The 22,940-nt window shown below is 62.0% G+C and carries 23 protein-coding genes and 1 CRISPR repeat array; of the genes, 21 read left to right on the top strand and 2 right to left on the bottom strand.

The features are described from left to right. Positions 1–23 precede the first annotated feature (23 nt). Positions 24–1,268 carry a tyrosine-type recombinase/integrase gene (locus tag B9N93_RS19195; protein ID WP_085215822.1) on the top strand — a complete coding sequence of 415 codons (1,245 nt, stop codon included), beginning with the start codon at positions 24–26 and terminating at the stop codon, positions 1,266–1,268. Between the two features lie 137 nt (positions 1,269–1,405). Here B9N93_RS19195 and B9N93_RS19190 read toward each other — a convergent pair whose 3' ends face one another. Together B9N93_RS19190 and B9N93_RS19185 are read right to left on the bottom strand one after the other, a co-directional pair. Then, entirely contained in the window at positions 1,406–1,852 is a 447-nt protein-coding gene (locus B9N93_RS19190) for a hypothetical protein (protein ID WP_085215821.1), read from the bottom strand. Further along, positions 1,849–2,160 (bottom strand): hypothetical protein, encoded by a 312-nt coding sequence (locus B9N93_RS19185; RefSeq protein WP_085215820.1) that lies wholly within the window; start codon positions 2,158–2,160, stop codon positions 1,849–1,851. Before B9N93_RS19185 ends, B9N93_RS19190 begins: the two co-directional genes overlap by 4 nt. Before the next feature lie 397 nt (positions 2,161–2,557). Here B9N93_RS19185 and B9N93_RS19180 point away from each other — a divergent pair, with 397 nt between their 5' ends. The 20 genes from B9N93_RS19180 to B9N93_RS19085 all read left to right on the top strand — a co-directional run bounded on the left by B9N93_RS19180 (position 2,558) and on the right by B9N93_RS19085 (position 22,817). Then, positions 2,558–3,379 carry a hypothetical protein gene (locus B9N93_RS19180; RefSeq protein ID WP_085215819.1) on the top strand — a complete coding sequence of 274 codons (822 nt, stop codon included), beginning with the start codon at positions 2,558–2,560 and terminating at the stop codon, positions 3,377–3,379. Positions 3,380–3,565: 186 nt separating this feature from the next. Further along, positions 3,566–3,877, top strand: a complete 312-nt coding sequence (locus B9N93_RS19175) for a helix-turn-helix transcriptional regulator (RefSeq protein ID WP_254899439.1) — start codon at positions 3,566–3,568, stop codon at positions 3,875–3,877. Further along, positions 3,877–4,242 (top strand): hypothetical protein, encoded by a 366-nt coding sequence (locus B9N93_RS19170; protein WP_085215818.1) that lies wholly within the window; start codon positions 3,877–3,879, stop codon positions 4,240–4,242. The genes B9N93_RS19175 and B9N93_RS19170 overlap by 1 nt, the downstream gene beginning before the upstream one ends. Before the next feature lie 1,030 nt (positions 4,243–5,272). Continuing rightward, entirely contained in the window at positions 5,273–5,596 is a 324-nt protein-coding gene (locus B9N93_RS19160) for a hypothetical protein (RefSeq protein ID WP_085215817.1), read from the top strand. After that, on the top strand, positions 5,589–6,257 hold the full coding sequence (locus tag B9N93_RS19155; protein ID WP_085215433.1) for a KilA-N domain-containing protein: 669 nt from the start codon (positions 5,589–5,591) through the stop codon (positions 6,255–6,257). Before B9N93_RS19160 ends, B9N93_RS19155 begins: the two co-directional genes overlap by 8 nt. 337 nt (positions 6,258–6,594) lie before the next feature. Next, positions 6,595–6,885: a hypothetical protein gene (locus B9N93_RS19150; protein WP_085215816.1), complete on the top strand. Its 291-nt coding sequence runs from the start codon at positions 6,595–6,597 to the stop codon at positions 6,883–6,885. Further along, positions 6,878–7,129 (top strand): hypothetical protein, encoded by a 252-nt coding sequence (locus B9N93_RS24975; RefSeq protein WP_125469039.1) that lies wholly within the window; start codon positions 6,878–6,880, stop codon positions 7,127–7,129. Before B9N93_RS19150 ends, B9N93_RS24975 begins: the two co-directional genes overlap by 8 nt. Further along, positions 7,126–8,625, top strand: coding sequence for a PriCT-2 domain-containing protein (locus B9N93_RS24970; RefSeq protein ID WP_125469067.1), 1,500 nt, complete (start codon positions 7,126–7,128; stop codon positions 8,623–8,625). Before B9N93_RS24975 ends, B9N93_RS24970 begins: the two co-directional genes overlap by 4 nt. After that, the gene (locus B9N93_RS19140) at positions 8,538–10,034 is read left to right on the top strand and encodes a DUF927 domain-containing protein (protein ID WP_125469066.1); all 1,497 of its coding nucleotides are present in this window, start codon (positions 8,538–8,540) and stop codon (positions 10,032–10,034) included. The genes B9N93_RS24970 and B9N93_RS19140 overlap by 88 nt, the downstream gene beginning before the upstream one ends. Before the next feature lie 118 nt (positions 10,035–10,152). Next, a complete protein-coding gene (locus B9N93_RS19135; RefSeq protein ID WP_085215436.1) occupies positions 10,153–10,740 on the top strand; it encodes a hypothetical protein in 588 nt (195 codons plus the stop codon). 257 nt (positions 10,741–10,997) lie between these two features. Further along, complete coding sequence (locus B9N93_RS19130) at positions 10,998–11,264, top strand: hypothetical protein (RefSeq protein WP_085215437.1); 267 nt, start codon at positions 10,998–11,000, stop codon at positions 11,262–11,264. Positions 11,265–12,813: 1,549 nt separating this feature from the next. After that, entirely contained in the window at positions 12,814–13,944 is a 1,131-nt protein-coding gene (csm6, locus tag B9N93_RS19125) for a CRISPR-associated ring nuclease Csm6 (RefSeq protein WP_085215815.1), read from the top strand. A gap of 13 nt (positions 13,945–13,957) precedes the next feature. Then, complete coding sequence (gene cas10 / locus B9N93_RS19120) at positions 13,958–16,771, top strand: type III-A CRISPR-associated protein Cas10/Csm1 (protein WP_085215814.1); 2,814 nt, start codon at positions 13,958–13,960, stop codon at positions 16,769–16,771. Positions 16,772–16,780: 9 nt separating this feature from the next. Beyond that, positions 16,781–17,167, top strand: a complete 387-nt coding sequence (csm2, locus tag B9N93_RS19115) for a type III-A CRISPR-associated protein Csm2 (protein ID WP_085215813.1) — start codon at positions 16,781–16,783, stop codon at positions 17,165–17,167. Positions 17,168–17,186: 19 nt separating this feature from the next. Continuing rightward, positions 17,187–17,918, top strand: coding sequence for a type III-A CRISPR-associated RAMP protein Csm3 (gene csm3 / locus B9N93_RS19110; RefSeq protein ID WP_085215812.1), 732 nt, complete (start codon positions 17,187–17,189; stop codon positions 17,916–17,918). A gap of 30 nt (positions 17,919–17,948) precedes the next feature. Then, positions 17,949–18,182 carry a hypothetical protein gene (locus B9N93_RS19105; protein ID WP_085215811.1) on the top strand — a complete coding sequence of 78 codons (234 nt, stop codon included), beginning with the start codon at positions 17,949–17,951 and terminating at the stop codon, positions 18,180–18,182. Positions 18,183–18,207: 25 nt separating this feature from the next. Then, positions 18,208–19,188 (top strand): type III-A CRISPR-associated RAMP protein Csm4, encoded by a 981-nt coding sequence (csm4, locus tag B9N93_RS19100; RefSeq protein ID WP_085215810.1) that lies wholly within the window; start codon positions 18,208–18,210, stop codon positions 19,186–19,188. Next, positions 19,185–20,948 (top strand): RAMP superfamily CRISPR-associated protein, encoded by a 1,764-nt coding sequence (locus B9N93_RS19095; protein WP_085215809.1) that lies wholly within the window; start codon positions 19,185–19,187, stop codon positions 20,946–20,948. Before csm4 ends, B9N93_RS19095 begins: the two co-directional genes overlap by 4 nt. Then, positions 20,945–21,910, top strand: a complete 966-nt coding sequence (gene cas6, locus B9N93_RS19090) for a CRISPR system precrRNA processing endoribonuclease RAMP protein Cas6 (protein WP_085215808.1) — start codon at positions 20,945–20,947, stop codon at positions 21,908–21,910. The genes B9N93_RS19095 and cas6 overlap by 4 nt, the downstream gene beginning before the upstream one ends. Positions 21,911–21,993: 83 nt before the next feature. Next, positions 21,994–22,517: a CRISPR direct-repeat array (repeat unit 36 nt; unit sequence GTCTGAATGATGCCCTGTTATTGAAGGGATTAAGAC). Between the two features lie 12 nt (positions 22,518–22,529). Then, entirely contained in the window at positions 22,530–22,817 is a 288-nt protein-coding gene (locus B9N93_RS19085; protein WP_085215807.1) for a helix-turn-helix domain-containing protein, read from the top strand. The last annotated feature ends 123 nt before the right edge of the window (positions 22,818–22,940 follow it).

Below are 22,940 nucleotides of genomic sequence, written 5' to 3'. Positions count from 1 at the left end.
GAATTAACGTAGGGGCGGGGACCATGGGCAAGCTGACGGACATTCAAATTCGGAACTGGGTAAAGGCCGGGAAGCCCATCGCACGGGCGGACGGCGGGGGCTTGACGTTCACCTTGTCGGCGAAGGGTACGGCGGCATGGGTGCTGCGTTATCGGTTCGGCGGCGGAGTCCGGGAGTTGAGCTTGGGGCGTTACCCCGATATTCCCTTGATGGAGGCCCGCAAGCTGGCGACCGAGAACCGCGTCAAGGTTTACCAGGGAACCGACGTGGCGCGGGAGAAGCAGCGGGCCAGGGTCCAGGCTGCGGCCATGGAGACTTTCGACAAGCTGGCCAAGGACTATATGGATAAGGTGTTTCCGGGGCTGTCGGCCACCACGGCGCAACAGCGCAGGCGGCACATAGAGCGCCTTATCCTGCCCAAGCTCGGGCCGTTGCCCGCCAGGGAGGTTTCCACGGCGGACGTGGTGTCCATCGTCGAAGCGGTGGGCACGAAGTCGAAAAGCACGGCGCACCAGGTCTTGACCGCGCTATCCGAGATTTTCAAGCACGGCATCGCCCGGCATGTGGTGACCGGGAACCCTTGCGGGGGGATCACCGTCGCGGCGGTGTGCGGGAGGCTGGAACCCAAGCGGCAACGGCTCAAGCTGACCGCCGACGAATTGCGGGCGGTCCTGCCGGAACTGCCTTCCATCGGGGCGTCGAACGCCCTGGCCGTGAAAATCCTATTGGCTACCTGTGTCCGCCTGGGCGAACTCGCCAAGGCCGAATGGGGGGACGTGGATTTCGAGCGGGCCGAATGGTTCATCCCGGACGCCAATTCCAAGACGCGGCAGGGTTTCGCGGTGCCTTTGGTGCCCGCCGTGGCCGATTGGTTCCGCCAGTTGGAGGTTTACGCCTGTGGTTCGCGCTACGTGCTTCCGGCGCGGCAATCGCGGCGGGTGGGCAACCAGGGCGGGGACGCGCCGTTCGAGCAACGGGCTTTGAACGCCATGCTGGTGAAGCTCTGCAAGCGCCTGGATGGGCGGGTTAGGCGGTTCTCGCCGCATGATTTGCGTTCCACGGCCCGGAGCCATCTGGCCGAGCTTGGCGTTCCCGTGGTTGTGGCGGAACGCTGCTTGAACCATTCGCTGGGCGGGCTGGTGGCGGTCTACGACCAACACGACTACCTGAACGAACGGCGGGCGGCTTTGGAGCGTTGGACGGCGTTCCTGCTGGCTTGTGAGTCCGGGCAGGGGTTCAACGTGGTGCCGATTCGGAAGGGCGCTTGATGATTGAATCGCGCTGTTCGGTCCATCATTGAAAAATCCGAGGGAACCGGGGGAACCCAGGGAACCGCCACGGCTGGCGCGGCTTCCAGCGGTTCCCTCCGATTTTGGAGTGAGGGAACCAAGGGAACCATCACGGCCTAAGCGGCCTTGTCCCATCCGGTTTCGGTGGCTTTGAACATCATCTGAGCGTCGTTCTCGCGGCGGTCCATGTGGTTCAGGCGCTCCACCAATTCCCGGTAGCTGTCGCTGTTGTTGATGGCGATTTGCCGGTAGATATGGCGGAACAGGAAATCCACATCGGGCTTGAGGGCTTCGGCCTTCTCCCATAGCGCCACGGTCTGCGCTTCCTTCCCCATCAGTTCGCCCACGGTCTTCTGGGACATGTCCAGCATGATCCGCAGGAACCGGAATTCCTTGCCGGTGAGCGGGGCGGGTTTCTCGGTCAGCGCCTTGGCTATGGCGGCGTCCAGTTCTTCGGCGCGGTCGAAGGAAACGCCTTTGCCGTAGGCGGTTTCGTGTATTTCGTAGCCGTTCATCAGCCAGATGTTGTCGAGGCCGCATTCCCGGTAGTGGTAGGGGTTCATAGCTTGTTCTCCACCTTGATTATCAGGGCGGTCCAACCGCCCATGTCTTTCAGCGCCACCCACAGCCGCACATTCACGCCCGCGCTGAAATGCGCCATCTGGCATTCCACATCGCCCTGTGCGTTGATGACGGGTGGTTCCGTCAATTCGCCTTCCCTCAAGCATTGCATCGCCTGTCGCCGCGTCACGAGCCGATACCACGGGCTTTCGTCCTCCTGGGCCGGGAAGATCACCCGTTCGTGGGCGGCGGCTTCCCGGATGAGTTCAAGCGCCCGGCTGGCGGGCATTGGAAAAGCGAGGATGTTCATGGCACCATTCCATATTATGACCTATAAAAATTATAGGTTGCCTCTTCTGATGGCAATAGCCAGCCTATGGGGTTTTGTGGTTCCGGCGTGTGCGCTGGATTTTGCTTTTTCGCGAGGGAACCGGGAGAACCAAGGGAACCGCCACGGCTGGCAAGGCTTCCAGCGGTTCCCTCCGATTTTCGGCTGAGGGAACCGAGGAAACCATGGGTCGGGGATGGTTAGCCTTCCTGGGGCTGCGCCAGGGCGCGGGCCGCACACACGAAACAGAGGTTTACCGAACACACACCGATTCCACCGAACAGCCGCGCCTAGCCTTTGGCCGGGCGAACCTGGGAACACTCGCAACCCAGTGGCGCGGCTCCTTTATTGCGGGATTGGGCCTTGCGAGGGGCACACCATGGGCGACTTTCCAAAAGCCGATTTACATGATTATTTACAAAAGTTTGAAAAGCTTTTTGAGAGGATTCAAAAAATAGCACCTGATGAATTGGGAGCAGATGATTTGCAAGTCATCGAGGTGGCTAAAAAGCACGGCTTCATACAATGGTTGGAAAAGCAGGACGGGTTTAAGCTTGCTCAGGCAAAAATAAGGGGGACCGTTTATTATAAAAAAGCGGTTAATAATAGAGCTTGGGCCGACCATTGGTGGATTCAGTTTAAGACGGTCGTAGCCAAGGGGTTCTATATTTACCTTAGTGTGCAACAAAATCTGTCTGAGTACCTAATTTTGGATTCCGATAAAAAAGATCGAATTGTGGAGTTAGCCGCCAAACTCTCAAAAGAAATCAAATACGTTCATATCCTTGAACACGTTAAAGGTGTGCGTCTGACTCAACTACTAGATGAGTTACAAAAACGCCTAATATCTGGTGATATTTCAAGCCTCAGTTTGAGTAGAAATGGTATAGATGCCCCGCGAGCAATGTTGATAAGATATTTTCTAGTCGCAAGTGATTATCTAATCGAACCTGAATTTAAGGAGACAGGCGCAAGAAATTATAAAAACATCATTTGTCTCCTTGTTTCCATTATTGCTCCAACGGAGGGCAAGGACATCGAAAAAGCATTCCAGCGCGTGATGTCAAAGCTTGGGCTGGAGTTCAAGGCCAACCGTTTGGAAATGCAGGCCGAGGCCGCAATGCTTGTGGCTCGTCAGCTTTCGACAGATAACGATCCTTGCCCTTTTTGCGGTCAATCTAAGCAAGCTTCAAGCGCTTGAAAGTTTTTTGCTTTTTTTGACGCAGCAATGCGTCCGACTTGGACGCGAATCCGCTACTTTTCCCGCCATTCCGCGTCCATGGACACGAATCCGCCTTTTTTCGGTAGGTTTCGCGTCCTTAGTATGCCTTCTAGTCCCGCTTAATATTTGCACTCCCTTTCATTCCGTCCTACGGGAGAGCGAACCATGCCGCGTTATAGCGCAACACAATCCAAGCCCGATAAAAAGGGCGTGCCCCATACCCACAACAGCCCCACCTCCGATAGGCTCAAAGCCAAAAGCGAGAAAGCCATACCCGCCGCATTAAGGGATTTTGATTCCCTGCCGAATTCCGCCAATGTCCGCCAGCCGGTCGTAGAAGCATTATTCGGGATCAGCGCCACGACGGTGTGGCGCAGATCAAAAAACGGCTTATTGCCAACGCCCATACGGTTAGGAGGTACTACTGTTTGGAACGTCGGCCAGCTTCGGTCGATTCTCGGCAAGGGTGGCGAATAATGAGCGCTAAATTCTACGAGATACACCCGGACCCCAAGCCGGGCGACGTGCCATGGTACGGCGCGAACCTGCTTGAGGCTGTGGTTTTCCTGCAAGCCAAGTTGATTGGCGACGGTGCGCCCATCTTCCAAAGAAATAACCGCTTGGTTTACCGGCGGCTGGTCGATGGCAAGCCGGTTTACGCCAAGCTGAAGACCAGCCTCCTCAGGCATTTATTCTGCAAGGATATAACCTTCCGAAAATTCAACGGAAAATCCTGGGAAACCTGCGAGTGCCCGTATGAATTGGCGCACGGGCTGTTGTTTTCCCCGGAGGTTTGGAGATTCCGGGATTTGGGCGGTAAGCCAGGAGATGGGAATGGCTAGAAAACCCATGATGCTCACCCCGAGAGCGGGGACAATCGCCTATATCGACCAGGGCCAGCCGTGGACAATATCGGTGATCGTCGCTGTGCGTGTGCGCTGGATTTTGCTTTTTCGCGAGGGAACCGGGGGAACCAAGGGAACCGCCTTGATTGGCGCGGCTTCCGGCGGTTCCCTCCATTTTTCGGGTGAGGGAACCCAGGGAACCACGGGCGGAACCTGGACGGCGGGGACGGGCTTGGTGTCGGTGCCGAGCAGGAGGCCAACGGCCAGGGCCGGGTACTCTGCCTTGGTCATGGCTCGGACCGAAGCGCAGGACGGGCCGGTGCCCTGGTGCTGTGCCAGGAAGCCAGCCTTGCCGGAAAAGCCGATGAAGGTTCCCTTGGTTCCCTGGAATGGAAGGATTCGATACCTCCCCATTTTGACTTTCCATCCCCGAACGCCGTCCGCCCGGCTACCGGCTTGCGTGTTTTTGCTTCGCGGCTGGATTTTGCTTTTTCGCGAGGGAACCAAGGGAACCGAGGGAACCGCCTTGATTGGCGCGGCCTCTGGCGGTTCCCTCTGTTTTTCAGGAGAGGGAACCGAGGGAACCACGGGTCGGGCTTGCGGGCGCTGGTTTCCCTTCCTGGGACAGCACCAGGGCGCGGGCCACGGCACCTGCATAACACTTACCGCGATCTCGAACGGGCGGAAATGGTTTGCGAAAACCGGATACGCGAGGCCACCCGCGCCTACCTGGAAATGGGCGGCGGCGATGCGTAGCTTGACAGCCCAGTTCCCGGCACGGCAACCTATCCGCGCTTCGGACGCATCCGGGGCCGGGCGTAGGAAACCCGCTTTTAAACAGGCGCACAAGCGCCATAGCCGGGCGCTTTTTCTTTGCCCGGCGTTCACCTATGGCGGCTGGTGCGGGGCAGGCTTCGGCCTGGCCGGTTCCTGTTTGCCGGTATTTCCTACCCCCGAACCAGTCGCCACCAATTCCGCCGTAGGAAAGCGGCTTGGTGGCTCCAAACCTCAAAACAGGAGCCTTCCCATGTCTTCCACGCCCCCCCGCGCCCCAGTTGCGCCCGAATTTTCCCTTTTCCTGGCCGACGTTCAATCCAACATCAACAACACCCTGGGCGAAGTTTTCGCCGTCGTGGGCTTGCTGCGCGTTGCCGGTTGCGCCCTGAGCGATCTTGTAAACGGCAGGACCACGAACAACATCGGGGCCGCTGACTTGGCCCATGTGAACGACCTTGCGATCAACCGGCTTGAGGACATCGCCAGCCACCTGGACCGGCTGGAAATGGCCGTGGGTAAGTTCGGGACGGAAGGGCGGCAAACCGAAGTCAACGCGGGTGGCGACCATGGCTAGATCGTTAGTTGAGGCCGAGTACCAGGGTGTCCCGGTGGGCTTCACGGAGGACGGTTGGTTCAACGCCACCAAGGAGGCGGAACGGTTCGGCAAGTCTCCGCATGAATGGCTGAGGCTTCCGGCCACCAGGGAATACCTCGAAGCCATCGAGCGTAGATACGGGAAAATCCCTTATGTACGGACCAGCAAAGCCCGGTTGGACCGGGGCGGCGGTACGTGGCTCCATCCCCGGTTGGCCGTCCGCTTCGCCCAATGGCTGAACGTGGATTTCGCCGTCTGGTGCGATGAACAGATCGACGCCATTCTCCGGGGTGAACACGCCCATTTCGATTGGAAACGGACGAGGAGCGAGACGACCTCCACCACCAAAGTGATGCGTGAAGTTTTGAGGCTGGTCCGGTTGGATGAAGGCAAGACCACCGGGCCGCACCATTACATGAAGGAAGCCAAGCTCGTGAACTGGGCGGTGTCCGGGGAATTCAAGGGATTGGACCGGGGTTCCCTGGCACTCGACGAACTGGCCTTGTTGGCGAGTCTGGAGGAGCGCAACGCGGTGTTGCTGGGCCGGGGGATCGGCTACGACGACCGGAAAAAGATGCTCGAACAGCACGCCCTGGATTGGCGGGCCGGGCATCAAGCCAAAATCGGGAGGGCCGCATGACCGGCTTCACGCCTTGGGGATTGACACGCCCGTCCCTCTTCGCCCATGCTGGAAAAACTACTACATACAACGGGAACACCGGACCCCGCGAGCATTCCGGTATTTTTGTGCCTCGCGTCCAGCGTTCCGGGCTACTAACCCGGCACCAGGACCAGGGCACCACGCCAGTTTTCGGAATTGGCAGACTTCGGCCTACATCGGGAGATAAGGCGGCGGTTTCGACCGCCTGCGCGAATAACCGGGGCCGTTTGTATGCGGTAGTTGCCGCCGGAGTCTGCCTCCCATCCCCACGGGTGGCGGCTTCGGGTTCGATCCATTCGACCTTGGAGCAACTGCTATGAAATCCACCCCCGACCTGGGCATCCCGCCCAACCCCGCCACCCCGACCGAAATCCAGGCCAGCGTCGGCCAGATGATTTCCGAACTGTTCGATGTCCAGGCCCTGCTGCGCCTCAGCCATTTCAGCCTCGAAACCATCGCCGCCCGCGATCCCGACCGGATCGGGGTGGACGCCGACGACCGGGCCCGCGTGAGTGCGCTCGCGCTGGAAAAGCTGGAAGCCATCACCCTCCGCCTGGACGGCGTATGGCCGGTGATCGGCAGGCTCGGGGGCGGCGGCCATGGCTAGGAAATCCACGACGCCCGGCCCGGAAGCGGGCGGAATCGTCCATATCGACCACGGCCAGCCCTGGACAGCATCGATGATCGTCGCGGCGGGGTCCGGGCGGCGGCACGGCAAGGCGCTTCGCCCTTTGGATGATTTGGCGAAGAAAGGCCCCCCCAATCCCCCCGGTACCGGGGGGATTGGATACCGGGACGGGCGGGCTTCCCCCATCGCGATGCCGCGCATCGGCGGCGGGGGTGCCCCATGAAGCGGCGAATCCCCCCGACAGAAAGCAACATCCGGTCGGCGCTTTCCCATGTTTCGCCAAGCTGCGACCGCGAAACCTGGGTGCGCGTGCTGGCCGCGATCAAGGACGCCCTGGGCGAGGATGGCCGGGCCATCGCCGACGAATGGAGCCAACAGGGCGACAGCTACGGCAAGACGGATTTCCGGGACGCTTGGAAAAGCGTCAAGCCCGGCGGGAAAGTCGCTGTCGGAACCCTTTGGAGATTGGCCCTCGACAACGGATGGCGACCGGACGGCGGAGAGCGCCAGGAAACCGAAGCGGAACGCCTGGAGCGCGAACGGAAACAGCGGGCGCGGGCCGGACAGGCGGCGGAACAACAGGCGGAGGCCGCGAGAAAAGCCGCGGCCAAAGCCTCCGCCTTGTGGAAGGCATCGGCCCCAGCGGCATTCGACCACCCCTACCTCGAACGCAAGCGAGTCCACCCGGTGCCCACCGTACGGGAAACCACGGCGGAACAGGCCGCTTCGATCCTGGGCTACCCGCCCCGGAGCGACGGGGAACCACTGGCCGGGCGCGTGCTGGTGGTGCCGGTCAAGATCGACGGCAAGCCCACCACGGCGGAACTCATCGACGAGGCGGGCCGGAAGACCGCCATCGCGGGCGGGTCGAAGTCGGGCGGCTTTTGGGCCGCCCAATCCGCGCCCAAGGGCGATGGCGACGGGTTGGCCCTGGCCCTGGGGGAAGGCGTGGCCACCGTCCTATCGTGCCGGGAGGCGATGAAATGGCCGGTGTTCGCCGCATTGATGGCGGGCAATTTACCCGCCATCGTCCAGACCCTACACGGGCGCTACCCGAAGGCGCGGCTTGTGGTCTTGGGAGACATCGGCGGCGGGCTGAAATATGCCGGGCAGGCGGCGCGGGCCGTGGGCGGCATCTTGGCCGTACCCGTGTTCACGCCCGAGCAAATCCAGGCATTCCAGGACCGGCAAGGCAAACCGCCGACCGATTGGAACGATCTGCACCACTTGGCCGGGCTGGACGCGGTGCGGGACCAACTCGGGAAGCTGCTGGCCGCTGGACCTGGGCCAGGAGCATCGACAGCGGTGGCGGGGGCCAAGCCGGACACCGGGGTTCCCTTCCCTGGCACTCCCAAGCAACCCCCCAAGGGCAAACCGCCCACCCCGCCGGGCGGTGGCGACGATGAAGACGAACCGGCCCGGCCCTCCTACGTGGTCCGCGAGGATTGGGGCCGCTACGGCCCGCCGGGTGTCTGGTATCACGGCTATCGGAATGCCCGCAAGGGCGAACCCGAACCACTCAACCTGTGGCTGTGTTCGCCCCTGCGGGTCGAGGCCGTGACCTGCACCGACGATGGCCGCTATTTCGGGCGCTTCCTGCGGTTCCGGGACACGTTCGGGCGCTGGCGGGAATGGGCCATGCCCATGGAGATGCTGCGCGGCTCCTGCGCGGCTCCTGCGAGGAACTACGGGGCGAACTGCTGGCCGCTGGCGTCATGATCGACTACAACGAACGGGCGCGGCTGGCCGACTACCTGCAATGGCGCGTGCCCAAGCGCCGCATCACGGCGGCGATCCGCACCGGATGGACCCGCGACGGGCGGGCCTTCGTCCTGCCGGAGGAAGTCATCGGCTCGGAGGATGTCTTTTTCCAGGCCGAGCAGATGCACCAGGACGGCACGGCGGAACGGGGCGGCGACTTCGAGACCTGGAAAACCGAAGTCGCGGCGCGGTGCGTCGGGAATCCGGTCCTGGGGCTGTCCCTCTGCGTGGCCCTGGCCGGGCCGTTGCTCGCCAAGGTCCACCGCGATTCCGGCGGGGTCCACTGGGTGGGCGATTCCAGCACCGGCAAGACCACGGCCCTGAACGTGGGCTGTTCCGTGTGGGGCGGCGACACCTTCCGCCGGACCTGGCGGGCCACCTCGAACGGCCTGGAAAGCGCGGCGGCGGCGCTCAACGACACCTGCCTGTGCCTGGACGAAATCAACGAGGCCGACCCCCGCGAGATCGGCAGCATCATCTATGCGCTGGGCAACGGCACCGGCAAGAGCCGGGCGAGCCGGACGGGCGCGGCCCGGCATGTGTTCCGCTGGCGTCTGACCCTGCTATCGACCGGGGAACGCACCCTGGCGGCGCAGATGGCGGAAGGCGGCAAGCAGCCCAAGGCCGGGCAGTTGGTCCGCCTGCTGAACCTGCCAGCGGGCCGGAAGCACGGGGCGTTCGACGAATTGCACGGGTTCGCCGATGGCCGGGCGCTGGCCGACCACATCAAGACCCAATCCGGGCGGCACCATGGCCATGCGGGACCGGCCTTCATCGCGGCCATGCTCAAGGACGGGCGCGACTTCGGCGCGGCCCTGGCCGTGGTGGAAGCGCTGGAACATTTCCAGGCCGGGAACAGCCAGGAGGCGCGGGGCGCGTCCCGGTTCGCGCTGTACGGGCTGGCGGGCGAATTGGCCGTCGAATGGGGCATCCTGCCCTGGCCGGTGGGCGAAGGGCTCAAGGCGGCGGCGGAGGGGTTCCGCCTGTGGAAGGAGGCGCGGGGCGGCGGCTCCACCGAGGACCGCCAGATTCTACAGGCCGTCGCGGACTTCGTGTCGAAGCACGGGGACGCCCGGTTCAGCGAGAAGTCCGCCGATCCATTGGACCAGAAGCAGCCGGTTGTCATGCAGCGGGCGGGCTGGTGGATCGACTTGGAAGACGCGGGCCGGGTGTTCTTGTTCACCGCCCAAGGGCTGCACGAGGCCACGCAAGGCCACGATTTCAACCGGGCGCTGGCCGCGCTGGACGCGGCGGGCTGGATTCAGGGCCGCGACCGCAACAAGGAAGGCAAGCGGTCCAAGAAAACCGCCATCGGCAAACGCAAGCTGTGGCTGTACTGGATTCTGCCCGGAGACCTGGACGAATGAACGGCCCGACCGTGGTTCCCTGGATGCCCTTGGAGGAATGGCAAGCCCGGAATGCGCGGGCGGGGCGGGTGCGCCAGGGCGGAAATTCCGCGCAAAAAAATCCAAGGGGGGCCGACCCGTGAGCCTGTCCGAAGCGATCCAAGCCCTACGCAAGGCGGTTCCGGTTCCCTGGGTTCCCTCAGCCGAAAATCGGAGGGAACCGCCGGAAGCCTTGCCAGCCGTGGCGGTTCCCTGGGTTCCCCCGGTTCCCTCGGAAAAAAGCGGAATCCAGCCACGAAACGAAAACGCCCAACCGCTGACCGTCGAAGCCCTGGCCGCGCTCGTCGCCAAGGCGGCACGGCATCATGGGCTGGACCCCGCCGACCTGTGGGCCTTCCTGAGCCTGGACGACATCGCGGCCCTACAGGCGGGGGCACCGGACCTGCCGGGGGCGCTGTGGGCCTTCGCCGAATCCCGCAGCCTCACGGGCGACCGCACGGGCGGCGGGCACGATGCTCCCTTTCCTGGGACTGGAACCGTGGAACCCACCGGGGGCTTGCAGCCGGTACGCTGTGGCGACTGCGCGGCTTTCCAGCCCGATACCATCGGCGACGGCACCGGCATCGGGCGCTGTGGCCGGGGCATCGAACCCGGCGGCGGACCGCTGTTCCCGAGGGTGGAAAGGTATTGCCGGGGGTTCCAGGGGAATCCGTGGATGCCGGAATAGGTGGAGGTTATCGCGGAGTTCGTTCCCGGTTTGCAAACCAGGCTTGGCCGGGCTTAAACGGTGGGCAAAATCCGGCCAGAATCAAGGCTTCACCATGCATAAGTTTTTGATATAAAAAGGATTTATGGTAAAATGAACCTAAGATAGGCGGACTCTAAAACCGCCTTTTTGTTTTTTCCGATCCCGCCCAGGTGGAAAGCCGGGGCCGAAGCCCGATAGCAGGGCGGAACCGTGGTTTTTTCCTCGCCAAAACTCCGATGATCCCCGACACCGAGGCTCCAGACATCGAGGCGACGGCCTTCCTCGACCGGGAAGCCGTCGCCGATCTCGTCCAAGTCCTGCGCGATCCCCACCCTTGCGACGGTTGCGCCCACCTGCCCGACTGTGGGACCGGGAAAGCCTGCCGGGATTTCGCGGTGTTCGTGCTGACGGGCCGGGTGGAGGCCACCGCCAGGACGCCCACCACGGCGCAATACCGGCGGCTATTCCCCGAATCCCGTCCGAAAGATCGGCCTGAGTCCTAGCCAATCTCCTCAGCGCCAAGGAGATTGACAACGAGACCGGCCCGCCCGGCGCTAGCCATTGGCCTCCTGACCGGCATCGACACCAAGCCCATCCCCGCCGTCCAGGTTCCGCCGCGTGGTTCCCTGGGTTCCCTCACTCGAAAATCAGAGGGAACCGCCGGAGGCCGCGCCAATCAAGGCGGTTCCCTGGGTTCCCCCGGTTCCCTCCGAAAAAAGCGAAATCCAGCCGCGAAGCAAAAACACGCAAGCCGATAGCCGGGTGGACAGCGTTCGGAGGTGGAAAGTCAAAATGGGGAAGTATCGAATTCTTCCATTCCAGGGAACCAAGGGAACCTTCATCGGCTACTTCCGGCAAGGCTTACTTCCTGGCACCGCACCAGGGCACCGGCCCACGGTTCACCCGGCCAGAGCTTCATCGGCCAGCACCAGGAGCAAACCCGCCCGCCTTCCACCTCGACCCGCGCTTACAACCACGGCGGAACGCCCGGCGCTGGGCCGCTGGTTTCCAGCCCGGCACCAAGCCCGCCCCGTCGTCCAGGTTCCGCTGCGTGGTTCCCTGGGTTCCCTCACTCGAAAATCAGAGGGAACCGCCGGAGGCCGCGCCAATCAAGGCGGTTCCCTGGGTTCCCCCGGTTCCCTCCGAAAAAAGCGAAATCCAGCCGCGAAGCAAAAACACGCAAGCCGATAGCCGGGTGGACAGCGTTCGGAGGTGGAAAGTCAAAATGGGGAAGTATCGAATTCTTCCATTCCAGGGAACCAAGGGAACCTTCATCGGCTACTTCCGGCAAGGCTTACTTCCTGGCACCGCACCAGGGCACCGGCCCACGGTTCACCCGGCCAGAGCTTCATCGGCCAGCACCAGGAGCAAACCCGCCCGCCTTCCACCTCGACCCGCGCTTACAACCACGGCGGAACGCCCGGCGCTGGGCCGCTGGTTTCCAGCCCGGCACCAAGCCCGCCCCGTCGTCCAGGTTCCGCTGCGTGGTTCCCTGGGTTCCCTCACTCGAAAATCAGAGGGAACCGCCGGAAGCCGCGCCAATCAAGGCGGTTCCCTGGGTTCCCCCGGTTCCCTCCGAAAAAAGCGAAATCCAGCCGCGAAGCAAAAACACGCAAGCCGATAGCCGGGTGGACAGCGTTCGGAGGTGGAAAGTCAAAATGGGGAAGTATCGAATTCTTCCATTCCAGGGAACCAAGGGAACCTTCATCGGCTACTTCCGGCAAGGCTTACTTCCTGGCACCGCACCAGGGCACCGGCCCGCCCTTCGCTTCGATCCGTGCCCGGTCCTGGCCGATGGCTTCCTGGGACCGTTCCGATCCGTGCGCCGAAATATGCCCCGCGCCCGCGTCCCTCCCGCCGCTTCCGACTCTTTACGCATTCTGGTGGTAAAGATCGGCCCTTTCCATCCACAGCGGATCACCCCGGATATAAAGCAAGAGGGACGATCCAAACCACGCCCGGAGTGACGCAAAAATACTGACAAGCTTGTCATATACCGCGCCACGCCGCTGAATCGCTACACTTCCACCCACCCCACACAGGAACGTAGCGATGTACCATTCACCCAAAGATTTCCCCCGCCGCATCCTGGTCGCCGTGTGCGGCCTCAGCCCCCAGATATTGACCGAGACCCTGTACGCGCTGGCGGTCGCGGGCGAGCCGCGATTCGTGCCCACCGAAATCCACCTGTTGACCACGCGGGAAGGTGCCCACCGGGCACGCCTCAGCCTGCTCCAACCGGAAACCGGCAAGTTCCACCGGCTGTGCGAGGATTACGGATTGCCCGCAATCGCCTTCGACGCCGGGAACATCCATGTCGTCCACGACCGCGAGGGCAACGGATTGGACGACATCCGCACCCCCCAGGAAAACGAATGGCTGGCCGACCACATCGCCCAGGCCATCCGCCAGTACACGCTGGACCCGGACGCGGCGCTGCATGTCTCCATCGCCGGGGGGCGCAAGACCATGGGCTATTACGCGGGCTACGCGCTTTCCCTGTTCGGGCGGCGGCAGGACCGCCTCTCCCATGTGCTGGTGACGCCGGACTACGAAAGCCACCCGGAATTCTTCTACCCGACCCCCGCCAGCCAGATCATCCATACACGCGGGGACCATCCCCGGCCCCTGGACACCTCACAGGCCGAGGTCATCCTGGCGGAAATCCCCTTCATCCGGCTGCGCGACGACATTCCAGGGCGCTTGCTCAATGGGCAGGCCGGTTTCAGCGAAACCATCGACCTCGCCCGCCGCGCCCACGAAGCGCCGGAATTGGTCATCGACCGCGCCGCCCGTGAATTACGCGCCAACGGAATCGCCGTCGCCTTGCCGCCCAGCCTGTTCGCTTTTTATCTCTGGGTCGTTACTCGCACCGTGCTGAACGAAAAGCCGCTGCCAAAGCCGGAAGCGGACAGGCGCAACCGCTATGAGTACGCCGCAGAATTCCAGAGTATCTACGAAGGCGTGGTTGGCGATGAGCGGGGCACGGAGAAAACCGACGATGCCATGAAGGACGGCATGAAAACGGGGTTCTTCAATGAAAAAATCGCCCGCATCAACGGGATTTTGAACAACGAACTCGGCGAGCGCCTAGCCCAAAATTTCCGAATTAATAATCGGGGTAGGCGTGGTTACAGCGACTACGGCATCGACCCGAACACTATCCAAATCCATATCGCCTGATGAAGGGAAGCCCATGACCGACCACCCCCGCCTCGCCGCCGCCTGCCGGGTTGCCCTGGCCGCGTACCTCCACGACCTGGGCAAGTTCGCCGAACGCGCCCGGATACCGGAAGCCCTGGACAGCGCCGATGGCCAGAACAACACCCGCGCCGACCTCGAAAAGCAGAACTATTGCCCTTTTTTCAATGGGCGGCATACCCATGTCCACGCGGCCTATACGGCGATAGGCTTCGACCTGCTCGAAAAGCACCTGCCCCGGCTGGTCGGCGGGGACATGGCCCCGTTCGCGCCTTGGCGGACACGGGACGCCGACGATTCTCTCATCAACGCCGCCGCCCGCCACCACAAACCGGAAACCCACTTGCAATGGATCGTCGCCACCGCCGACCGGCTGGCGTCCGGGTTCGAGCGGGAGGAGTTCGCGGCCTACAACCAGGCGGCGGACGAGGAGCCGGGCCGCAAGCTCGACCACTACACCACCCGGCAATGGACCCTGCTGGAAAGCATCTGCCTGGACCGCCCGGAAGACCGGGCAGAAACACCGGCTTGGCGCTATCAGCTCAGGCCGCTGTCGCCCGCAGCCATCTTTCCGATGCGGGCCGAGCAATGCGAAAACGTCGGCAAAACTGCGGCGCAGGCCGAATATCTCGCGCTGTGGGATGGATTCCGCGAGGGCTTGGAACGGATACCGGAGCCACACCGCGCAAACCTGCCCCTCTGGCTCGACCACTTCGACAGCCTGTGGCTCGCCTACACCCACGCCATCCCCGCCGCGACGGCGGGCATCGGGGGGAAGGTGCGGCCCGAGGTGTCCCTGTACGACCACTCCAAGACCACAGCGGCGCTGGCCGTGGCCCTATGGCGCTACCACGCCGACCGCGAGGATGATCCCGCGCAGGTCCGGGAACGGCTTCGCGCCCAATGGGACCGGGAACGGGAAAGCCTCGACCTGTCGCGGCAAGCGTGGGAGGAAGAAAAATTCCTGCTGGTCCAGGGCGATTTGTTCGGCATTCAGGACTTCATCTTCGCGACCGGCGGCGAGACCCAGAAACGCGCCGCCAAGCTGCTGCGGGGCCGTTCGTTCTACGTGTCCCTGCTGACCGAATTGGCCGCGCTCAGGATTCTGGAAGCGCTGGGCCTGCCCGCCACCAGCCAGGTCGTCAACGCGGCGGGCAAGTTCCTGATCGTCGCGCCGAACACGCCGGAGACCCTGGCGACACTCGACGCGGTGCGGGCGGAATTCGACCGCTGGTTTTTGCGGCACAGCTTCGGCCAGTCGGGCATCGGCATCGCCTGCGTCCCGGCCCGTTGCGACGATTTCCGGGCGGGCGGAAAGGATGAACCCAGCCCGTTCCGTGGCTTGATGGAACGCCTGTTCAGAGCTTTGGAAACCGCCAAGCTGCGCCGTTTCGGCCTGTGCGGCGAGGCGCCAGCCCCGGCGGTGTTCGATGATTTTCTGGAGCGATTCAAAGAAGGCGAATGCAAGATCGACGGGCGTTCCCCCGCCGAGGTGAAGGAAGGCGGCGTCTGGATGAACCGGCTAGCCGCCGACCAGATCGACATCGGCCATTGGCTGGCGAATCGGAATCGCCTGCTCGTCACCAGCGAGCGCGTCCAGCCGTTGTACGAAGGCCAGAATCTCAACCAGTTGCGGCTGGATATTTTCGGCTTCCATGTCCTGTTCACGGCCACCGAGGACGAAACCGGCAAGTTCGGCCAGGAAGCTAAAACCTACAACCTGCGCCGCGCCTGGGATTTCTCGCTACCCGAGTCCGGCGGCGCGGCGTTGTGGCACGGCTACGCCCGCCGCCACATCAACGCCTACATCCCGCGTTTCCGCGCCACCGACTTGGACGAGGCCGCGCTGGGCAAATACGACGGCCTGGATCCGGAGGACCGGGACAACGAAAGCTTGGATTTGCCCAAGACCCTCAACCATTTGGCCCGCGACGACCGGCAGCCAGACGAGAAAAATCCAGGCCGCTGGGTCGGCGCGGAAGCCCTGACGACCCTCAAGGGCGACGTGGACAACCTGGGCCGGATTTTCCAGAAGGGGATGGAGCGGCCCAGCTTCGCCAAGATGGCCGCGCTATCGCGGCAGATGAACGCCTTTTTCGCCGTATACCTGCCGTGGCTGTGCGCGACGGACTATCCCGACACCTACACCGTGTTCGCGGGCGGGGATGATTTTTTCCTGGTCGGCCCGTGGCATTCGACGCTCGGGCTGGCGCAGACCATGAAAACCGAATTCGCCCGCTATGTGGCCGGGAACCAGGAGATTCATTTCTCGGCTGGCCTCTCCATGACCAAGCCGGGCCTGCCCATCCGGCAATTGGCCGAATTGGCGGAGGACGCCCTGGACGCGGCCAAGACCCACAACCCGGAACAGACCCATCCCGTGCCCAAGAACGCCGCCACCGCCTTCGGGGAATCGGTGGCCTGGGCGGATTTCGATGAACTGATGAAGCTGGAAAAGAAGCTGGCCGACCTTGCGGGTGGACAAGGCTTGTCCACGGGCTACCTCTACGGCCTGCTGCGATACATCGACATGGCGGAGCAGGAAAAGGCGTATCAAGCGGCCATCGCACGGGGCGAAACCCCGAACATCGCCATCGAGAACGCCCTGTGGCATTCGCATTTCGCCTATCAAACCCGGCGGCTGGTGGAGACCCGGTTCCGGGATATTGAAGACCCGAAGCAGCGGGAAGCCTTGCGCCGCGACCTGCAATCCGAGCTAGCCCAGCGTATCGCCGAAGACGGCATCAAAAAACACGGGGCGGCCTACAGGATCGCCTTATTCACTTACCTGTATCTGCAACGCGATTGAGGGGAAAACATGGCAAAGATTACCGATGACGTTCAATTCGGCGGTTCATTGAATCCCGGATTGTTCAGCGATGTGGCAAAAGAGAAAGCCGAAAAAATAGCCGGGGATGAGCGCACCAATAAACCCACCCAACTACGCCGTTTCTACGATGAAATCGTGCTGTGGGAAACCCGTGTCGGCCAGCAACCCGATAAGTTCGCCGAATATTTGCCGTTCATCCGCATGGTGAACGCCAAAGCCGCCTATGCCGAGGGACGCAAGCTTGTGAACCCGGATTTCGTGGCCTTGATGGGCCACACTCTCGGCCAAGTACAGGACGCCAAGACCCTGACCCACTGCAAACTGTTCTGGGAAGCCTTCATGGGCTTTTACAAGCAAGTGCGCCCAAAAGATTGAAAGCCAAGGAAACATCCCGATGAAACTCACCGCGATCCAAAAACTCACCGGCACTCTGGAACTGGTTTCGGGGCTGCATATCGGCTCCGGCAATACCGAAATGCACATCGGCGGCACCGACAACCCGGTCATCAAGAACCCCGTGACCCTGGAACCCTACATACCCGGCTCCAGCCTCAAGGGCAAAATCCGCAGCCTATTGGAATGGGAACTCGGCGTGGTTGCCTTGACCCAAGGCAGTCCGCTGGGCTTCAAGCACATCAAGGACGTGCCGGAAGCGGATAGGCAACGGGCGAAGGACATCCTCCGCCTGTTCGGCGGTGCCCCGGAAGGCAACGGTGCCCACGAAACCTTGGTCAAGGAAATCGGCCCGACCCGGCTGGCGTTCTGGGATTGCGCCCTGGAAGCCACCTGGAAAGTCATGATGCGGGAGCGCAACCTGCTGTTCACCGAAACCAAGATGGAAAACATGATCGACCGCATCCGGGGTGTGGCCGAGCATCCCCGCAACACCGAGCGGGTGCCTGCCGGGGCGCGGTTCGACTTCAACCTGACCTTGCGCGTCCACGACGGCGAGGAATTGCTGCCCACCCTGTGGCGCGGCCTGAAATTGCTGGAACTCACCGGCCTGGGCGGGTCCGGTTCGCGGGGTTATGGCAAGGTCAAATTCACCGCGCTGAAGCTCGAAGGCAAGGAAGATTTGGATGTTATCGAAGCCATCAAGCAAGCCCCTTTCAGCGCTGCGGCGTAATTCACCGATTCCCACCCAGGAGGCCGTTTTATGAACCCCATACGCCAAATCGTCGAAGACGCCCCGGATTCCATCCCGGTGCCCCCGGAACTCCGCCACCACCGGGTGGAAATCATCTTCTGGACCTTGGAAAAACCGGAACCGGAACGCGATGCCAATGGCTGGCCGGTCGGCTTCTTCGAGGCCACCGCAGGCGCCCGGGAAGGCGAACCCCTAACCCGTGAGCCGCAAGGCGAATATGAAAAGCGCTTGGAACTCGAATAACAGCCGCCGCCAAGGAAATATGAATATGACGCCCTACCGTGTCCGTATCCGCCCGCTGTCCGCCTTCGGCACCCGCCCGCTGGGCGATACCTTGTTCGGCCAATTGTGCTGGGCGTTCCGCAACCGCCACGGCGTGGACCGCTTGGGGCAAGTCCTGGACGGCTACACCCAAGGCCGCCCCTACGCCGTGGTTTCGGATGCCCTGCCGCCGGGTTATTGGCCGCGTCCCAGCCTGCCGGTTGCCTGTTTCAAGGTGGAGGGCGAGGACCGCAAGGCGGTGAAGAAACTGGCTTGGCTGCCCGCCGGGCGCTTCGCCGATCCGGTTGGGACGTGGCTGCTGCACAGCCTGCCGCCGGGCGTGGTGCCCGGTGCGGCCCCCGCTTCCCATCCACAGCCACACAACGCCCTGAACCGGGAAACCGGCACCACGGGGACGGGCCAGTTCGCACCCTACGCCATGGATCAATGGTGGTTCGACCAGAAACCCAAGCAGGCGGGCGACCCGCCGCCCGGCATCCGGCTGGATATTTATGTGGTCCTGGATGAAAGCCGGCTGTCCGACGCCGAGTTGCGGACCCTGCTGGACGATATCGGCGCGGTGGGTTTCGGGCGGGACGCCAGCATCGGGCTGGGTAAATTCGCGGTGGAAAGCTTGGAGCCGGTCGAACTGCCCGGCCAGCCCGACGCCGACGCCTGGCTGACGCTCGCGCCGTCCGCGCCACAGGGGTGCGGCTTCGATCCTGGGCGCAGTTTCTACCAGCCCTTCACCCGGTTCGGGCGGCATGGCGATATCGGCGTGCATCTGCCGGGCGGGCCGTTCAAGGCTCCGGTGTTGCTGGCCCAGACCGGCGCGGTCCTGACGCCACGGGAATTCGCGCCCAGGCTGTTCGTCGGGCGCGGGCTGGGCGGCGATGGCTCGCTGTCCAAGACCATCGAGAAAACCGTCCACCAAGGCTATGCCCCAGCCTTGGCCATCCGTTTACCCGAACCCAAGGACGCCGCATGAATCCGTTCCAGAGCTACCGGCTGCATTTCACGCCCCTGTCGCCCATCCACATCGGCACCGGGGACAGCTACGAACCGACGAATTACGTCATCGAGGACGGCGTTTTGCACGAGTTCGATATTTCGGCCCTGGATGTGCTGCTGGACGGGGACCGCAAGGAATTGTTGCGGATCGCCAGCGCCAAGCCCGATGCCGATATGCTCAAGGCGGTGCAGCGGTTTTTCTTCGAGCGGCGCGGGATTTTGCAGGCGCAGGCGGTCAACCGGGTTCCGGTGTTGCCGGGCGTGGCGGAGTTTTACGCTAGCCGAGTTGGCCAGACTACCCAATATAAGGGTGATGGAAAAAAGGATATTAACCGTTTGGCTATCCAACGCCTTCCTTATAACCAGATAACCAATAAGCCTATATTGTTCGGGTCATCGATCAAAGGAGCGATACGAACAGTGCTTTTGGATAAAGTGAATAATCGGATGCCACTTAGCAAATGGGATGCTGAATTATTCCAGACCGAAGGCTTGCCTGATTACGAGAAGAAAAAACGCGAGAAACGACAGCCGGGCATCTTTAAAAAGCGTAATGAAGAGATATTCGAAGGTGGCTTCGAGCTTGATCCATTGCGCCTTTTGCAATTATCCGACGCATCTTGGCAAGCTGAGGATGATTTGCCTGCGATGCATGTTTGCTTTGCGGTAAATCGGAAAAAACATCCTTTTGATAATCAAGGGACTTATCGCCAATCTACGGCAGATAAAAAGGAAATTTATCAAGCCCTAGAATGTATTTATGGCTGGCGGTATAGAGCCTTTTCCGGTCAGCTTAATATTCAAAGTCTTACAGGTATTCCAAGGACTGGCCGGGGAGGTAAACGCCAAATACCCGCCGCTGGCTTGCACTTCGACATATTGCAAATAGCCCAGGCTTGCAACGCCTTCTATTGGCCCATCCTGCTGACCGAATGCGACATCCTACGCCAGCGTGGTTTTCTCGATCCGCTTTGGGATGAATCCATGCGAAAACTTTTGGAATTCGCCCGTGGCAAATTGGATGAAGGTCGAGCCTTCTTATTGCGTGTTGGACGCCATTCCGGGGCCGAATCGGTAACACTTGACGGCGTGCGGAATATCAAAATCCTACTGGAAAAGGACAAGGATACAGACAAGCAACCATATACCTATGAAGCTAAAACCCGCACCCTCTGGCTCGCCGCCCACGACAAGGACCAGCGCACCGGCCTGTTGCCGTTCGGCTGGCTGCTGGTCGAGGCCGAGCCGTGGGAAGCACCGGCGCGGGACTGGCCGGAACTCGCCGCCCTGTGCGAACCGCATCTTGCCGCCGCCCGCGCCTGCGCGGCCAAGCTGGAACGCCAGCGCGAAGCCCAGGCGAAAACCCGCACCGAGGCCGAGGTTCAGCGCCGCGAGGAAGCGGAACGCGCCCGGCGACAGGCCGAAGAAGCGGCCCGGCTGGCCCACGAGGAAGCCGAACGGCAAGCCCGCTGGGCGGCGATGAGCGAGGAAAGCCAGCGGGTCGAACGGTTCCACGAGCGCATGGCCCGCGAGAAAGCCGAATGGATCAGGCTGGGCATCAGCGGCCAATGGTTCCAGGAATTGCGTTCCCTGGCGGAACAGGCGGCGGTTTCCTGGTCCGCCGCCGACAAGGCCGCGCTGTTGGCCTTGGTCCAGGGGGTAAGTCAACTCGATGCCAAGCTGTCGCCCAAGAAGAATGACCACATCAAGAAACTGCTGAACAAACTCAAACCATGACCGACCTACCCCTGCCCCTGAAACTGGCCCGTTTCCGCCTGGATTGCACGGTGGAAGCGCCGATCCACCTGCACTATTACGCCGGATCGCAATTGCGGGGGGCGTTCGGCCATGCCCTGCGGCGCACGGCCTGCGTGACCCGGCAGCAGGATTGCCACGCCTGCCCGCTGTACCGCAGTTGCGCCTATCCCGAGATTTTCGAGACCCCCGCGCCGGAGCGGCACCGCTTGCAGCGCTTCAGCCAGGTGCCGAACCCGTATGTGGTGGAGCCGCCGCCGCTAGGGGCGCGGGACTATCCGGCGGGCGCGGCGCTGGGGTTCCATTGCGTGCTGATGGGCCGCGCCCTGCGCCATCTGCCCTTGGTGGTGTACGCCTGGAAACGCGCCCTGGAACGGCCCGGCGGTTTGGGCGGGGGGCATGTCCGCTTGGATGCCGTGACCTATGTGGGGCCGGACGGGAGCGAGCAACGGGTGTACGCGGAGGGTGGGCTGTCGGCCCCGGCGGTGGCTCCGGTGCCGGTGCCCGCGTTGGCGGACAGGGCGGTGGTCGAGTTCGAGACCCCGCTGCGGCTGCAAGCGGCGGGCGGGGTGCGCGGCCACGCCATGACCGCCCGCGATGTGTTGATGGCCCTGGCGCGGCGCTATTGGCTGCTGGCCGAGTTCCACCAGGCGGCGGAGCCCGCCGTGGATTTCGCCGGGCTGGGCGGGCTGGCGGGGGCGGTGGAGTTGACGGGGGAATTGCGCTGGCGGGATTGGCGGCGCTTTTCCAGTCGGCAGCGGCAAGAGATGGTGTTGGGGGGCGTGCTGGGACGGGTTACACTGCGGGGAGCGTTGGCCCCGTTCGCGGGGCTGCTAGCCGCCGGGCAGTGGACGCACCTGGGGAAGAATGCCAGTTTCGGCTTGGGCCGTTATCGGCTGTGCCAGGAAAATCAAGGAGATGGCGAAAGTCAAGGGATGGCGTGAAAAAAGTTCCGACAAGATCGCCGGAACGAGTGTGAACCCCCTCTGTAAACCGTTGATTCCAGGCGGGTTTTTAGGGGGGGTCGGTCTGAATGATGCCCTGTTATTGAAGGGATTAAGACGAATTAATTCTGCAACAAGGTTTTTATCAGCTAGTGTCTGAATGATGCCCTGTTATTGAAGGGATTAAGACCTATCTGTTCTAACACATAGTCCAGCACAATCAGGTCTGAATGATGCCCTGTTATTGAAGGGATTAAGACAACCACACTCCGCCGCTTATCACCATGACGACCTGTCTGAATGATGCCCTGTTATTGAAGGGATTAAGACGCACCACTCCCGTCATGTTCAGCGCATCGTAGGCGTCTGAATGATGCCCTGTTATTGAAGGGATTAAGACCAAGGTACTCAAGGCACTCAAGGTGACGTTGGGTCTGAATGATGCCCTGTTATTGAAGGGATTAAGACTGTAAAGATACCACCGATGTTTCTTCTTGCTTTAGTCTGAATGATGCCCTGTTATTGAAGGGATTAAGACCAATATTCATATCCATTTGAATTCTTAGAATGAGTCTGAATGATGCCCTGTTATTGAAGGGATTAAAGGGGAAGATAAGCCATGACCGAAACCGTCAAAGCCGGTGAAAACCTATTCCTGGCCTTGGGTTTCCCACCCCACGAGGCGGAAATCCTGCAACTGCGCTCCGACCTGATGAACCATTTGGCGCTTTGGGTCCGGGATAGCGGCTTGACCGAGGCCGAAGCCGCCGAGCGCCTGGGCGTGACCCCGGCGCGGATAGCCGATCTCGTGCGCGGCAAATGGAAGAAATTCACCTTGGATAGACTATTGACCTTGGCCGCAAAAACCGGGCTGCATTTCCGTTTGGAATTGAATAGCGCGGCGTGAGCTTTTTGGTTCCCTGTTATTGAAGGGATTAAGACACGCCCCGCATCTCTGCCAAGAGGGCTGCTTTCGGTCTGGAATGGATTTTGGCCCGGAGGCTGCCCTAACCCGCAGGAATACCTCCCC

The sequence above is a fragment of the Methylomagnum ishizawai genome (assembly GCF_900155475.1).
Lineage (GTDB): Bacteria > Pseudomonadota > Gammaproteobacteria > Methylococcales > Methylococcaceae > Methylomagnum > Methylomagnum ishizawai_A.
This window is presented reverse-complemented; position numbering and strand designations above follow the sequence as displayed.

Bases quoted from the DNA above. Each gene is read 5' to 3' on its own strand.
- B9N93_RS19195 (WP_085215822.1), top strand. From the start codon at position 24: ATGGGCAAGCTGACGGACATTCAAATTCGGAACTGGGTAAAGGCCGGG.
- B9N93_RS19190 (WP_085215821.1), bottom strand. From the start codon at position 1,852: ATGAACCCCTACCACTACCGGGAATGCGGCCTCGACAACATCTGGCTG.
- B9N93_RS19185 (WP_085215820.1), bottom strand. From the start codon at position 2,160: ATGAACATCCTCGCTTTTCCAATGCCCGCCAGCCGGGCGCTTGAACTC.
- B9N93_RS19180 (WP_085215819.1), top strand. From the start codon at position 2,558: ATGGGCGACTTTCCAAAAGCCGATTTACATGATTATTTACAAAAGTTT.
- B9N93_RS19175 (WP_254899439.1), top strand. From the start codon at position 3,566: ATGCCGCGTTATAGCGCAACACAATCCAAGCCCGATAAAAAGGGCGTG.
- B9N93_RS19170 (WP_085215818.1), top strand. From the start codon at position 3,877: ATGAGCGCTAAATTCTACGAGATACACCCGGACCCCAAGCCGGGCGAC.
- B9N93_RS19160 (WP_085215817.1), top strand. From the start codon at position 5,273: ATGTCTTCCACGCCCCCCCGCGCCCCAGTTGCGCCCGAATTTTCCCTT.
- B9N93_RS19155 (WP_085215433.1), top strand. From the start codon at position 5,589: ATGGCTAGATCGTTAGTTGAGGCCGAGTACCAGGGTGTCCCGGTGGGC.
- B9N93_RS19150 (WP_085215816.1), top strand. From the start codon at position 6,595: ATGAAATCCACCCCCGACCTGGGCATCCCGCCCAACCCCGCCACCCCG.
- B9N93_RS24975 (WP_125469039.1), top strand. From the start codon at position 6,878: ATGGCTAGGAAATCCACGACGCCCGGCCCGGAAGCGGGCGGAATCGTC.
- B9N93_RS24970 (WP_125469067.1), top strand. From the start codon at position 7,126: ATGAAGCGGCGAATCCCCCCGACAGAAAGCAACATCCGGTCGGCGCTT.
- B9N93_RS19140 (WP_125469066.1), top strand. From the start codon at position 8,538: ATGGGCCATGCCCATGGAGATGCTGCGCGGCTCCTGCGCGGCTCCTGC.
- B9N93_RS19130 (WP_085215437.1), top strand. From the start codon at position 10,998: ATGATCCCCGACACCGAGGCTCCAGACATCGAGGCGACGGCCTTCCTC.
- csm6 (WP_085215815.1), top strand. From the start codon at position 12,814: ATGTACCATTCACCCAAAGATTTCCCCCGCCGCATCCTGGTCGCCGTG.
- cas10 (WP_085215814.1), top strand. From the start codon at position 13,958: ATGACCGACCACCCCCGCCTCGCCGCCGCCTGCCGGGTTGCCCTGGCC.
- csm2 (WP_085215813.1), top strand. From the start codon at position 16,781: ATGGCAAAGATTACCGATGACGTTCAATTCGGCGGTTCATTGAATCCC.
- csm3 (WP_085215812.1), top strand. From the start codon at position 17,187: ATGAAACTCACCGCGATCCAAAAACTCACCGGCACTCTGGAACTGGTT.
- B9N93_RS19105 (WP_085215811.1), top strand. From the start codon at position 17,949: ATGAACCCCATACGCCAAATCGTCGAAGACGCCCCGGATTCCATCCCG.
- csm4 (WP_085215810.1), top strand. From the start codon at position 18,208: ATGACGCCCTACCGTGTCCGTATCCGCCCGCTGTCCGCCTTCGGCACC.
- B9N93_RS19095 (WP_085215809.1), top strand. From the start codon at position 19,185: ATGAATCCGTTCCAGAGCTACCGGCTGCATTTCACGCCCCTGTCGCCC.
- cas6 (WP_085215808.1), top strand. From the start codon at position 20,945: ATGACCGACCTACCCCTGCCCCTGAAACTGGCCCGTTTCCGCCTGGAT.
- B9N93_RS19085 (WP_085215807.1), top strand. From the start codon at position 22,530: ATGACCGAAACCGTCAAAGCCGGTGAAAACCTATTCCTGGCCTTGGGT.